11 protein-coding genes and 8 tRNA genes are annotated in these 13,132 nt (G+C 42.0%); 10 read left to right on the top strand and 9 right to left on the bottom strand.

The window, feature by feature from the left end; translation table 11 throughout:
• Positions 1-163: 163 nt before the first annotated feature.
• Complete coding sequence (gene ppnN, locus OFY17_RS11440) at positions 164-1,537, top strand: nucleotide 5'-monophosphate nucleosidase PpnN (RefSeq protein WP_263530866.1); 1,374 nt, start codon at positions 164-166, stop codon at positions 1,535-1,537.
• A gap of 46 nt (positions 1,538-1,583) precedes the next feature.
• Here ppnN and glsB read toward each other — a convergent pair whose 3' ends face one another.
• The 3 genes from glsB to nudC form a co-directional block, all read right to left on the bottom strand.
• Entirely contained in the window at positions 1,584-2,492 is a 909-nt protein-coding gene (gene glsB / locus OFY17_RS11435; protein WP_263530865.1) for a glutaminase B, read from the bottom strand.
• Positions 2,493-2,685: 193 nt separating this feature from the next.
• Entirely contained in the window at positions 2,686-4,362 is a 1,677-nt protein-coding gene (locus tag OFY17_RS11430) for a choice-of-anchor I family protein (RefSeq protein ID WP_263530864.1), read from the bottom strand.
• A gap of 79 nt (positions 4,363-4,441) precedes the next feature.
• Positions 4,442-5,254: an NAD(+) diphosphatase gene (gene nudC / locus OFY17_RS11425; protein WP_263530863.1), complete on the bottom strand. Its 813-nt coding sequence runs from the start codon at positions 5,252-5,254 to the stop codon at positions 4,442-4,444.
• 192 nt (positions 5,255-5,446) lie between these two features.
• On the opposite strand from nudC, the gene OFY17_RS11420 reads away from it, so the two are divergent.
• The 8 genes from OFY17_RS11420 to OFY17_RS11385 all read left to right on the top strand — a co-directional run bounded on the left by OFY17_RS11420 (position 5,447) and on the right by OFY17_RS11385 (position 7,306).
• Positions 5,447-6,517, top strand: coding sequence for a polysaccharide deacetylase family protein (locus tag OFY17_RS11420; RefSeq protein WP_263530862.1), 1,071 nt, complete (start codon positions 5,447-5,449; stop codon positions 6,515-6,517).
• Positions 6,518-6,573: 56 nt separating this feature from the next.
• A tRNA-Ser gene (locus OFY17_RS11415) sits at positions 6,574-6,664 on the top strand.
• A 36-nt stretch (positions 6,665-6,700) separates the two neighbouring features.
• Positions 6,701-6,776 (top strand) — tRNA-Asn (locus tag OFY17_RS11410).
• A 2-nt stretch (positions 6,777-6,778) separates the two neighbouring features.
• Positions 6,779-6,855 (top strand) — tRNA-Pro (locus tag OFY17_RS11405).
• Positions 6,856-6,876: 21 nt separating this feature from the next.
• A tRNA-His gene (locus tag OFY17_RS11400) sits at positions 6,877-6,952 on the top strand.
• A 14-nt stretch (positions 6,953-6,966) separates the two neighbouring features.
• A tRNA-Lys gene (locus OFY17_RS11395) sits at positions 6,967-7,042 on the top strand.
• A gap of 35 nt (positions 7,043-7,077) precedes the next feature.
• Positions 7,078-7,153, top strand: a tRNA-Asn gene (locus tag OFY17_RS11390).
• A gap of 77 nt (positions 7,154-7,230) precedes the next feature.
• A tRNA-Lys gene (locus OFY17_RS11385) sits at positions 7,231-7,306 on the top strand.
• A 467-nt stretch (positions 7,307-7,773) separates the two neighbouring features.
• Here the strand turns inward: OFY17_RS11385 and OFY17_RS11380 are convergent.
• The 6 genes from OFY17_RS11380 to OFY17_RS11355 all read right to left on the bottom strand — a co-directional run bounded on the left by OFY17_RS11380 (position 7,774) and on the right by OFY17_RS11355 (position 11,623).
• Positions 7,774-7,857: transfer RNA gene (locus OFY17_RS11380), tRNA-Tyr, on the bottom strand.
• A 51-nt stretch (positions 7,858-7,908) separates the two neighbouring features.
• On the bottom strand, positions 7,909-8,856 hold the full coding sequence (locus OFY17_RS11375; RefSeq protein WP_263530861.1) for a ProQ/FINO family protein: 948 nt from the start codon (positions 8,854-8,856) through the stop codon (positions 7,909-7,911).
• Positions 8,857-9,038: 182 nt separating this feature from the next.
• Positions 9,039-9,509 (bottom strand): hypothetical protein, encoded by a 471-nt coding sequence (locus OFY17_RS11370; protein ID WP_263530860.1) that lies wholly within the window; start codon positions 9,507-9,509, stop codon positions 9,039-9,041.
• Complete coding sequence (locus OFY17_RS11365; protein WP_263530859.1) at positions 9,509-9,736, bottom strand: cell division protein ZapB; 228 nt, start codon at positions 9,734-9,736, stop codon at positions 9,509-9,511. Before OFY17_RS11365 ends, OFY17_RS11370 begins: the two co-directional genes overlap by 1 nt.
• A gap of 40 nt (positions 9,737-9,776) precedes the next feature.
• Positions 9,777-10,964 carry a flagellar assembly protein FlgT gene (locus tag OFY17_RS11360; RefSeq protein ID WP_263530858.1) on the bottom strand — a complete coding sequence of 396 codons (1,188 nt, stop codon included), beginning with the start codon at positions 10,962-10,964 and terminating at the stop codon, positions 9,777-9,779.
• A gap of 5 nt (positions 10,965-10,969) precedes the next feature.
• Entirely contained in the window at positions 10,970-11,623 is a 654-nt protein-coding gene (locus OFY17_RS11355; protein ID WP_263530857.1) for an LPP20 family lipoprotein, read from the bottom strand.
• 345 nt (positions 11,624-11,968) lie between these two features.
• Between OFY17_RS11355 and dinB the strand changes: the two genes are divergently transcribed.
• Complete coding sequence (dinB, locus tag OFY17_RS11350; RefSeq protein WP_263530856.1) at positions 11,969-13,027, top strand: DNA polymerase IV; 1,059 nt, start codon at positions 11,969-11,971, stop codon at positions 13,025-13,027.
• Positions 13,028-13,132: the final 105 nt, after the last annotated feature.

The following is a 13,132-nucleotide window of genomic DNA, read 5'->3' as shown; positions in this document are numbered from 1 at the left end:
AACACGACCCTTTTCTATAATGTTTGCTGCTTTTGATGATGTAAGACACTTAGATCAGGTTTAAGTGTTTGATTTTAAAATATATTTATAAGTTTACTTGATAAAGATTAGATACACAGTCAATATGGATACATAAAAAGCAGTAAATATAAGGATGGTGTTTATGAGTAATCAAAATCGTGTAGATGCTTTGGTCGCACCGAAAGGTTCTTTGGAAATGTTGTCTCAGGATGAGATTTATCGCCTGTCAGAGAAGTCTGATTCGCTTCATGATTTATTTCATCGTTGTGCTTTAGCGATTTTAAACTGTGGTAGTGATTCTGATGACCCAGAAGCCATGATGGATGAATTCGATGACTTCGAGATTTCGATCATTCAACAAGAGCGAGGAGTAAAGCTGCAGCTGAGAAATGCACCTGCTAGTGCTTTTGTTGATGGTAAAATGATTAATAGTGTTCGTGAGATGTTATTTAGTGTGCTGCGAGACATTATTTTTTCTCAGCATGAATACATTCTTGATCGTGGCTTAGAACATGCTAGCTCCGACAAACTGACGAATGTTGTATTTGAGTTGCTTCGTAATGCTAATGTATTCCGTCGTATGCAAACGCCAGATATGGTTGTTTGTTGGGGAGGGCATTCTATTAAGCGTCATGAATATGATTACACTAAACGCGTCGGACATGAGCTGGGTTTAAGAGAGCTGAATATTTGTACCGGTTGTGGCCCTGGGGCGATGAAAGGCCCGATGAAGGGAGCAGCAATTGCCCATGCAAAACAGCATATTAAAAATGGCGTTTATCTAGGTCTGACCGAGCCGGGCATTATTGCAGCGGAATCCCCGAACCCTATTGTTAATCAGCTTGTCATATTGCCGGATATAGAAAAACGTCTTGAAGCTTTTGTTCGCGCAGGTCATGGGATTATTGTTTTCCCCGGCGGTGCAGGAACGGCAGAGGAGATTCTCTATATTTTAGGAATTCTATTACACCCTAAAAATGCGGATATTCCTTTCCCGTTAGTATTTAGCGGTCCAAAAGAAAGTGCTGATTATTTTGAACAGATTCATGCTTTCATTGGTGATGTGCTGGGTGAAGAGGCACAGAGCAAATATCGCATTATCGTCGACGATGAAGTGGAAGTCGCTCGCGTGATGAAACAAGGTATGGAAGCGGTTCGTCAGTACCGTAAAGAGCATAAAGATGCTTTCTACTATAATTGGAAACTTCATATTCCTGAAGAGTTCCAGCGCCCATTTGAGCCCACCCATGAACGTGTTCGTCAGCTTAACCTCCATTTCGATCAAGAGGTTCATTTGCTGGCGGCGGATTTGAGAAGGGCATTCTCTTCCATTGTTGCTGGTAATGTGAAAGCGCAAGGGGTTGCTTGTATTAAAGAGTTTGGCCCGTTTGAGATAGATGGAGATAAATCTTTGTTGGCTAAATTAGATGCTTTATTAGAAGCCTTTGTTGCTCAGCAGAGAATGAAACTACCAGGAACGGCGTATGTACCTTGTTATAAGGTGATTACAGAGTAACTTTTATATTATCCGTTTTTAAAAGGCTTCATGATGAAGCCTTTTTTTATCCAAAAACAGACCAGCCAATACTTTCTGATAAGGCTTCTAAAGCAGCCATGCCCGCTAGTGAATTGCCGGACTTGTTGAGCTCTGGAGACCAAACACATACCGAAAAGCGATTAGGTACAATGGCGATAATGCCACCGCCAACGCCGCTTTTTCCCGGTAGCCCAACTCGGTAGGCGAAGTTGCCTGCTTCATCGTATAGACCACTTGTCGCTAACAAACCATTTACTTGGGCGGTTTCCCTTGCAGTGAGTATTTGTTCGCCAGTATGGGATACGCCTTTGTTGGCAAGAAAGCTAAATGCCTTGGCTAAATCCACACAGTTCATACGCATAGCGCAATAATAGAAATAGTTACGCAGAACGGCTTCGACATCATTATCGAAATTCCCGAAGGCTTTCATCAAATAGGCCATCGAAGCGTTTCGGGAGCGAAACTCATACTCAGAGTTGGAAACGTTTTGATCGGATAAAAGGTTGGCGTTGCCAGCTAAACGACGAATGAATTCTCTCATAGCATAATGAGGAGATGCGAACCGAGATTGGTTCATGTCGCTAATTACTAACGCCCCTGCGTTGATGAAAGGGTTGCGGGGGATGCCTGCTTCATATTCCAATTGAGCTAAGGAATTAAATGGATTTCCTGAAGGCTCACGACCTACTCGTTGCCACATTCCATCGCCATAATGCTTGATGGCTAAGGTAAGGCTAAAAACCTTAGAAATACTCTGTATAGAGAAATTAGTTCTAGCTTGGCCAGCATGATAAAGCTGCCCGTCATTGCTGTATATGGCAATGCCAAACTGGTTCGGATCAACCTTTGCTAAAGCGGGAATGTAATCCGCGACTTTACCTTGCCCAATTAATTTGCGGGCTTGGCATTCAATAGATTTTAATAAGTCGTCCATGGTGGTCTCGATGACAGTATTCACGAAGCCGCTAGTATAGATAAAGAAAACTTGCTGCCCAAGTTATTTTGATATGGTTTTAGATCGAATTGGGAGGGAGGTGTAAAAAAACAAAATCCCCTTTGCCATTGAGCTCTGTAATGGCAAAGGGGGAAGACCTTAGGTGAAAATCAAAAGGCCATAGTTTGATATTTTAGTGGGTAGTGACTTGGTAAACAGATGTTGTACCACTTACTTCATTTCCCACAATCAATAGGGCTTGTCCTGTTGGACTTTGATCTGCTGTAACAAAGGCCATGCCTTCAGGGCCTAAATCACCCGCTGCAGAGGTTTCTGCATCAGCATCAAAATTACGACTAGTGATGTATTGTACAAATTTACCCTGAGTTGGGTTGGTAATGTCGTACACCATGATGCCACCGACACGCTCTAGGCCAATGAAAGCATAAGTTCGGCCATCAATCTTGCCTAGGGTAAGTGCTTCTGGCTCAGGTCCCTTGTCGTCGCTGCGGTTGTCCGTTTTATTAGCGTCATTTGAAGCATTAAAGCCCTGTTCCCCTAACGCTTCCATGGTGATGCGTTCGAAGTCACTGCCACTATCGAAAACCTGTGTGCCGTCTTCACCATTCCAGATTGAGAACGAACGTGCACCAAAGCCATATAGTTTTGTGTAGGTGCAATTGTTGGGCTTGCCTTTGATTAAGTCGCAGTTCTCAGCTCCCAGCGTACTGGTGAATTTCATTCTGCCAAGGTTTTTACTGTCTTCTAAAGAGCCTTCTATTTTGTGCTTGATAGGGCTTGTGAGAGCAATAGTGCTGTTCAACTCACTGCTTATGTCTTTGACCCTGAATTCCTCACTATAGCCGTCGTAATCCCGTGAGTCACCTTCGTTGGCGGTTACTATATAAGTAGTGCCAGAAACTGTGTATGAAGCAATGCTATCTGGTTGATAGAGTCCAATAACAGGCCAATTATTAAGTTGGAGTGTTTTATCTTTATCACTTATGTCTAGCTCATTACCAACTTGGTTGTAATCCTTCTCTCCTAGAGACCAGATAGCAGAAATAGATTTTTTGCTGATATCCACTTTTGCAATGCCATTATTTTCTTGTAGAGAGACATAAGCGTAACGGCTGTCTTCTGAAACGCTAATGTATTCAGGCTCTAAATCTTGCGCTACGCTGGCATTTAAACCAAAAATGCGTAGATCAGAAGGAAGCTCATGGGCTCTGCTGCCACTTTTGTCGAAAGCTTGGAAGTTGACCTGAGTAACGTCTGATTGGGTTAGATCTGCAATATTATTCGGGATAGAAATGATGCTGATACTGCCTTCAGGATCTATTGTGTAAGCATCGTTTGGCTCGCCCTCATTGGCTACAAGAGCATATTCGCCATTAGGTGAGAAGGTGACCATGTCAGGTAAAGCACCTGCCTCTAAAGCGGTAATGAACGAGTGGTTCGCTACGTTATAAAAAGCGATGTAGCCATTCGATTGTTTGTTTTTCGCTTCAACCGCGACGGCCATAATGTTTTTATGAATACTGACGCTGTTAGCGGCGCCCATTGGAATTCCTGTGGCAGTGGTAATGTCTTCACCAACATCGATGGAAGATACTTTTGTTGGGTTAGAAGGCTTGCTAATAGAAATAACGTCGATTTTTCCAGATTTTGCGTTTACGACAAACGCGGCTTCTGCAGATGGAGAGTAGTCTACGATCTCTGCTGCGCTGCCATCAAAGATGCCAGACTCATAACGGCCTAAAAAGCTCAGCTTAATAGATGAAGTGACCGATTCTTGATGGGATTGAGTAGAGCAGCCGCTGATTACAGCGGCACCAATGCAAAGTGGCAGTAACGGAAGTAAACGCATTTTTTATCCTATAGGGTGTGGTTGAGGTGCGATTATCCTAAGGATGTATTATTACGTTATCGTGTCAGTTTTATGTTCGCTACTTGCCTTCAGTATTTTGCTTCATTTGCTCAATGTGCTTAAGAATAAGTTGGCCGGAGATAGTTGTTGGGTTGGGTATGTTCGGTAAATCGTTGATGTCGTACCAATTGGCTTCGTCTATTTCGCCAGGGGCTGGAGTGATTTCTCCGCTTTTATAGTCTGCAAAGAAGCCAACCATGAGTTGATGTGGAAAAGACCAAGGTTGGCTGTCCACATAGCGAATGTTATTTACCTTTATACCTATCTCTTCGGAGATCTCTCGTGAAACCGCTTGCTCTAACGTTTCACCTGCTTCAACAAAGCCGGCAATGTTGCTGTATTTTCCTTTTGGTGCTTGGTGCCCTCGAGCGAGCAAAATGCTGTTTTCTTTTCTGATGGAAATAATGACGCATGGAGAAATTCTTGGGTAGTGGCGAAGGTTGCACTTAGGGCATATTTTTGTGTGCTCGACAGGATGCTTTTTATCCATGCTGGTGCCACAGCGGCCACAGAACTGATGGTCTCTATCCCATGTGGAAAGTTGGTGTGCTCGGCTTAGTAGAAGATAGTGGTCATTATCTTGTAAAAACAACAAATCACGTAAGCCCATTTCTTCGAAGCCCTTGGGAATGGACTCAAAGCGGCATACAAAGATGTCTTGGTTGTGCCATTGCCCACAATATACGGCACTCATATTGGCGTTAGGCTGAAAGTGAGTAAAAGGGATTAGGAAGTTCTGGTGCTTCTCAACCAATACTTGATTACGATGTAATAAAATATACAGGGCATCTTTATGGGGGCTTGGGTGTGCATGGGTGCCAATGGTTAGCATGATAAAGCTCTGTGTGCAGGGTAAATGAATACGCTACCCCGAACTCCAATAGCGTGCAACCTTAACGGCTAAATTACTAAGGATTCAGACGTTTCTTTAAATATCTAGGCATTATGTTATTAGAGCCTTCCCTAGCTATTTTTATTGTCTGTCACGTAAAATGATAAAAAATGAATAGAAAGGATGAAAAGAATGAAGCTTAAAGCTTATTTTGGAAGCGTGTTAATAGGTCTGGCATTGGGTGCGACCGCTCAAGCTCAAGACTATATACCTGTTTTGCAATACCACCATGTGAGCGAAACATCACCTAAGTCGACTTCGGTGACACCAGAGCAGTTCACTGAGCATATGGACTACTTAAAGAGCGCTAACTTTCAAGTGATTGATTTGCGTATGGCATTAGATGACTTGAAAGCGGGTAAGCCTTTACCTGAAAAAGCTGTGGCAATTACTTTTGATGATGCTTATCGAAATATTTACCAGTTCGGTTTTCCAATCTTAAAGGAACGAGACTTTCCATTTACCGTTTTTATTAATACAGAACCTGTACAAAGAAAAAGTCGTAGCTTTTTGACTTGGGAGCAGATGAAGGAAATGCAAGGTTTTGGCGGTGTGTTTGCAAATCACACTATCAGCCATCCTTATATGCTGCGTAAAAATGAAGCTGAATCTGATGTTGAGTGGCTGGCGCGAATGCGCAATGAAGTAGATACAGTAGAGATTCTTTTAGAAGATAATTTGGGATCCTCTCCAAAGATGCTGGCCTATCCTTATGGCGAGTCTAATAGTCAGATACATGAGATGCTTAAAGAGCAAGGTATTATTGCTTTCGGTCAGCAGTCTGGCGTGGTGAGTGCAGAATCGGATTATTTAAACTTACCTCGGTTTCCTGCATCCGGTGCTTACGCTAAGTTAGCGACACTGAAAACCAAACTGAACTCAAAGCCGATGCCATTAGTTTCCCAAGAGTCGAGTAGCTTCTATGCTGGTGATTTACCAGTTTCTTTAACTTTAAAATTTAAAGAAGGGAAATATCGCTTAAAAGACTTTGTTTGCTATGTGTCAGGGCAGGGGAAAGCTTCATTAGACTGGGTTTCTGATACAGAGGTGATTGCTACGGCAAGTAAGGCCTTTAGAGTAGGGAGAGGGCGAATTAACTGCACTATGCCGGACAATACAGGGCGTCAATATCACTGGTATTCTCATGTCTGGATACGTCCTGGAGTCGATCAAGGCTATATTCTTGAAAAAAGTGAAAATTAATTAAAAAAAATGTTGCACTGAAATTTCAAATCAGTAATATACACCTCGCTCGCAACGGAGGGGTGGCAGAGCGGTTTAATGCACCAGTCTTGAAAACTGGCGTAGGTTAATAGCCTACCGAGAGTTCGAATCTCTCCTCCTCCGCCATCTTTTATAAGATGAGTTGCGGTAGATAAAATTAGTTCCTCGATAGCTCAGTTGGTAGAGCAAATGACTGTTAATCATTGGGTCACTGGTTCGAGTCCAGTTCGAGGAGCCATTCGGAGTATAGCGCAGTCTGGTAGCGCGCCTGCTTTGGGAGCAGGATGTCGGGGGTTCGAATCCCTCTACTCCGACCATTTTATCATCACCTTGTTATGGTGGGCGTAGCTCAGTTGGTAGAGCTCCGGATTGTGATTCCGGCGGTCGTGGGTTCAAGCCCCATCGTCCACCCCATTGCATTGATAGTTGGGTCGTTAGCTCAGTTGGTAGAGCAGTTGACTTTTAATCAATTGGTCACTGGTTCGAATCCAGTACGACCCACCACTATCAGACACTAATCTTTGTATTAAGTGATTAATTCCTCGATAGCTCAGTTGGTAGAGCAAATGACTGTTAATCATTGGGTCACTGGTTCGAGTCCAGTTCGAGGAGCCATTTAAGCTTTCTTAAATCGGGTTTTCGCCTTGGGTTTATCATTTGATTTACTTAGTGGTGTGTCAAATCTTTAGAGCGGGTCGTTAGCTCAGTTGGTAGAGCAGTTGACTTTTAATCAATTGGTCACTGGTTCGAATCCAGTACGACCCACCATCTCTAATATCCTTTCTTTCCAATTTCTTCTCTGTAAGATATCTATCGTCTATCGTCTATCGTCTATCGTCTATCGTCTATCGTCTATCGTCTATCGTCTATCGTTTCTTGGGCTCTTAAGGGTGGGATTGGTTTCTTCTTTATTGGTGTGGCTATTAGTGATGGTAGTTTGTATATAGGGGTGCCTTATTCTGAAGCTATTGGGTTTAAGCTGCTGTCTTCTTTAGGTTTATAAAAGGTAGGCTCTTTGGTTTTTGTTTCTTCCATCGACGAATGTTGTGATATGACATAAAGCTTCGTATGGGGTGTATTGGAGTAATGATAATTCTGTAGCTAAGGTGTTGTATGTTTAGTGAGTAGAATAAATTTTTCTGGATAGGGGTGTGAAGCGTAAGAAAGCTTTTGAGAATTAAGTGGCGCTTTTTGAAATTGAATGTATCATGTTGAAATACATAGAAAAGAATTAATGGTGGAGGGAGGTGGATTCGAACCACCGAAACTTTCGTGGCAGATTTACAATCTGCTCCCTTTGGCCACTCGGGAACCCCTCCACAGCAGCGCGGCATATATTATATGCCGCGCTTCATGATGTAAACAATTATTTAAGATTTATTGAAGAGTTTTTCAAGTTTTGCTTTCATGCGCTCTTCGGCAGATAGATTTGCGTAAGCATCATCTTGAGTGGGTGGCTTTTTGTTCTTGCTCTGCTGTTTGTTTTTATTGAGTGGCTTTTTCTTGGCTTTTTCTGTTCTTTGTTGATCTGCTGTTTTCTGAGTAGGGCGGTGGGCGGGACGTGCTTTCTTCGCTGGCATCATAGATTCAGGAAGGGCTGGTTCGTCGCTCACTGCAACACCTTCTAGATCGATACGAGGTTGTCCTGATAGTAGGCACTTTTTATAGCGGTCTGAGCGAGTGTAAGCAGCTAGGGCGCGTTTTTGTTTGCTGGCGTTAAATTCATCATCTAACGTCATATCTTTGTCTATGCCGACTTTAAGTGGCTTAGGTTTGTTCCAGTCAAAAGCTTTTGGGTAGCGATCTTCTAGCATTTTAATAAGGCGACGATTGTTTTTCTGGTTTTTCTGGCGCGCCTTCTGTTCTGGTGTAAGTTTTTTAGTGTTATCAGAGTCGTTACTTTCTGTTGTAGTAACTGAGTTAGTGTCAGTTGCGGCTTTCTCTTCTACTGGCTCATTGATTTGTTCATTTTGTTTTGAGGTCATTTTGTTAATCTGATCTGTTGGGGTTGGTGTGTTGCTGATCTCTGTTTGCTCATGAAATAAATCAAAGTTGAGTTGCTGTTCAGCGGGCTTGGTTTTGTTTGTTGTGGTGCTTTTTTTTGTGTTGCTTAGAAGGTCTAAGGAATCAGATATGTATAGTTGCAACTGATCTTCAGTTGAATGGCTATTCATATTACTCAGGAGATCCATAGAGGCACTGTTTGTTGTTTGCTGGTTTGCCTCTTGTTTAAGCTGTGCAATCTCATTTTGAGCCGCTTTTAGCTGCTGGCTTAACAAGATTGTTTTGGCTTCTAGTTCGGCAATAAGTTGTTCCATAAACACAAGGCTCAGCTCTGTATAGGTGTTAGTGGGATGTTAGGTGTGTTGCTTATGCCAACCATTTCTCTTTTCTGTTCTTCGCTAGGCATGACAATAGATATATCTTTAGTATCTTGTGGCCACCATAGGTAAGTTGTAAATATAAACAAGCTTGCTATAAGTAATGTTTTGGTCATTTTTTAAAACGTTAATCCTGCGCCAACGAGAATGTGTTTATCATATCGATCGTGGCTACTATTAAAAATTTTCATATATACATCGATGCGAGATGTATTTGAGGTGGCAAGACGAAAGCCTGCTTCAGGGTAGTATACGGTTTCATCTAAAAATGAAACGCCTGCACCTAAATAAGACCACATAGGAACACTAGCGAATAATTGAAAAGCAGGCGTTGAGCTATAATATCGAGAACCAAAGCTAATGGCGCTTTCGAAGTTCTCCCCTAGTACAAAAGTAAAGCCTCCATATAGGGATACATTAGACGGTAAGGTGAATTCCATGGATGTGTTCAGAGTTGACGTTACATTTTCTGATTCGTTACTGTCTGGGCGTAGGGCGGTGGATTCAAATGTTACTAGACTTGCAATTTGGCCTTCAGCTGAGGCGCTTGCACTCACTAGAAACAAAGTTGCAAGTAGTAATTTTCTCATTAGTTATTATCCATTTGGTTTAGACGGTTAAGCATTTGAGATAAAGAGGATTCCCAGTTGGATTGCTGTTCTTTAGTCTGGTTAATTGTGTTCTGTAATTCGTTTTTCTCTTCACTCAATTCATAGTTTTGCATTTCTAGTTCTGATACACGGCCGCGTAGGGAATTGATTTCGTCTACAGCTTCGTTTATGCGTTGTTCTAAGTGGTGTAGTAGTTCGTTGTTCATTAGTTAATCCTAAAATTAAAAATTGTTTCTGTGCTTTTAGCTACCATGCTATGACGACATCTTGCTGCTGAACATTCAGAATATTAGAGTCTATAACCAGTTCACCAACCGAGAAGTTAGGTTGAACTTGGGTTATTGTAACACCTATGTTGGCGTTGTTCAGCTGAGTCTGGGTGGATTGTAGCTGATTGTAAACTTCATATCGTCTATATACACTGAATTTGTCGCCTTGTTTGATTCCGGCTATTGAGCCTGCAGCGATATGTATTCTGTTACTCTCTGTGCGAAAAATATTGGCAATAAAAGGTTGGCATCTTAGTTTTTCACTGGTGTCGAGTGCACTTTCTTTTAGAGCTTGTTGAACCACTTTGCCATAATGGATACTCCAAAATTTGGCGCTGCCAAAACCCACCCGAGAGAAGTCTGAAATGTCCCAGTTGCCAGTTTCATCATATCTATTCTCAAACAATAAGGCACCACTGAAGCCGTCATAGAGATAAATATCGACAACAAACCGTCTTTCTTTATCAATACCGAGCTCAATAAGATCTTTGTCGCTTCTATTGTTAGGGTCTCGGAAGTAGGTTTCACCAATATCTCTAATGACACCGCTAACAATATATTGCACTCCTAGCTGCTCGCTTATTCTAGTAACGTTGGTAAGTGAGCCGTCATGGTTTGTAGAAGAAGGGGCGTTAATGGTGTCAGGGTATATGGAAATATTAGTAGCGGTTAAAGCTCTGAGGTAACCTTGCTTATTGATTTCGTCGGCTAATTTTTTGGGTAGATCTCTACCAATATTGTTTAGCTGACCTAAGTTTGCTTGTTCTGGGGACTGTAGTTCAAAGCCTGTAACGCCAACCGTTTTTTTATAGTAACTGGTTGGTCCGCTACTACACTGAGAGTCTGGAGTTACGTCAACACGAGCGACTACTGTGAGTATGTCACCATTTTGTTCTTCTGAGATTATTTTTGCTTGCTGTACATGGGCTGAGCTGCGTATTTCAAGACTTGAGTCTAGCTCGCCATTATTGAGTGCGTCTTTCACATTGACTCTGGAACCGGATTCTAGAACAGCCTGTTTAATAGCCTGCTGAGTCGCGCGATAACGAGCATCAGCGATATCTTGCTTATAGATGATCGCCTCCCCCTTAACGTCTATGCTAGCCGCGAAGAGGGTGGTCGAGAAGAGGGTAATTAATGTAGTGAAGAAGTATTTTAAGTTCAAAGTGACTACTCAATACTATAAAAATTGGTAGTTGGTGCAGCGCTTTCAACATTGATGGCGCGATATCCAGGAGTTATTTGACAATTTGGATCTGCACTTACTCCCGCCGAAGATGTAATACATTGACGAAAGTTTTCTTGAAGCGCCATTTCCACAACGGTTTCAAAAGTGCCATCTTCGTGCTCGCGTTGAGATACGACTTTGGCACCCACTAAGTAAGCATCTACATAGGTTCTTAGTTCATCATTTTCTATAACCATGTTTCTCAATGAACTTGAACCGTCTATTTTTAGGCCATAAACACGTTCAGATAAGTTTCTATATGCGTCGAGCATAGAGCTACGCAACGTTAGGATTCGTGCTTGAGACTTTGATAGTCGCTTATTGGTTGTCAGTGCTGCGTAGCCGGTTGCGGTAACTACGATAGGTTCTTGTTTGATCACAGCAATGGTGCTTGCGGTATTTACTGAGCCGGTATTTTGAGTAAAAACTGGTGTGGGAGTTGACTGATTGAAATCAGTTGTATTGCCATTACAGGGTGCGACAGTTGTACATTCTGCGGATACTGCCGATGTGGTGCCTGTTTGGTTTAGGTTTTGGCAACCAGATAGGATTACTGCGCCAAGGACGACAAAAATTAATCGAAAAAATACTGTCATGGTAATACCTTTTATATAAAACCTTTTGATTGTCTTGAGTCGAAAAATGTCTGTGTTAAATAACTTAAGTAGTGCTTATTTTACGAACAATAGACATTACACTCATTAACAACTGCTTAACGCATGTAATCTAATGAATAAAATGTAAACTATTTTACGTGCTATCGTCCATGTTTGCTTGTTTAAAAAAGCAGATTTTCATTGTTTTTTATACGAAATCTTAGAGTTAGTGAGATTTTTAACATTTTAGCTATGTTTATCCTGCCTGTGTTTTCTATTTTTCTTATTTGGTAAAACAGTAAAATCAAATATACTGTTTTTATATACAGTATTTTTGGTGTTGTTATGTCCAATGTTCGGAAGATTATTCATATAGATGCGGACTGTTTCTATGCCGCGGTAGAAATGCGTGATAATCCTAGTCTAAAGGAGAAACCTATCGCAATCGGCGGACCGGAAGGTACTCGAAGTGTTCTAGCTACTGCAAATTACCCTGCCCGTGAATATGGTGTGCGTTCAGCGATGCCGACCTCAGTGGCAAAGCGTTTGTGCCCATCTTTGTGTGTCATTACAGGGAATATGGATAAATACCGTCAAGCTTCCCAGCAGATGCATGATATTTTTAAACGTTTTACTCAGGAAATTGAGCCACTATCCTTGGATGAAGCGTATTTAGATGTGACTCATTCAATTGCTTGTAACGGCAGTGCGACGCAAATAGCAGAGATGATTCGTAAAATGATAGCGGATGAAGTGGGGATCACAGTGTCTGCAGGTGTTGCCACGAATAAATTTATTGCCAAAGTAGCAAGTGATTGGCAAAAGCCGAATGGCTTAACCGTTGTTACTCCTGCGGAACAATCCCGTTTTGTTCAATCTATCCCTGTCAAAGCGATTTCTGGAATAGGTAAGGTCGCGCAAGAAAAGTTAGCAGAATTAGGCGTGTTTACTTGTGAAGACCTACAGGATATCGAGTTCTCTTTGTTGCTAAAACGTTTTGGCAGCATGGCATTTCGCCTATCTCAATATGCGCTAGGTATAGATGAGCGCCCTGTCGTCCTTTCGAGAGAAAGAAAAAGTATTTCTCTCGAACGAACCTTTGCGAAAGACTTGTCTGGTGTTGAACCATGTAATGCTATTTTGCCTGCTTTGTTAGTAGACCTTAAAAAACGTATGTCGGGGCGCAATTTTGACTCCCAGATCAGCAAATACTATTTAAAGTTAAAATTTGATGACTTTCAGCAGACGACAGTGGAAAGGCCACTAAAAGGGAAGTTATCGGATCAAGTGTTTTATGCCTTATTAGAAGAGGCATATGAGAGGGGTAGAAGGCCTGTGCGTTTGATTGGCGTGGGCTACCGATTGAAACCGCCTCAGGCATTGCAGCTTGAACTTCCTTTTTGATCTTAAGCTGAGAGGAGGTGCTAATGCTTAATAGACTGTTTTTGCTGAAGAAAGCCAAGGGCGCAATGTGAAGAATTTGAACTATGCTAGAAGCTGGTGACTGAA

Source organism: Marinomonas sargassi, assembly GCF_025716875.1.
In the GTDB taxonomy this organism is placed as follows: Bacteria; Pseudomonadota; Gammaproteobacteria; order Pseudomonadales; family Marinomonadaceae; genus Marinomonas; species Marinomonas sargassi.
Note: the sequence above shows the minus strand (reverse complement) of the source record. Positions and strands in the feature narration are given on the sequence as shown.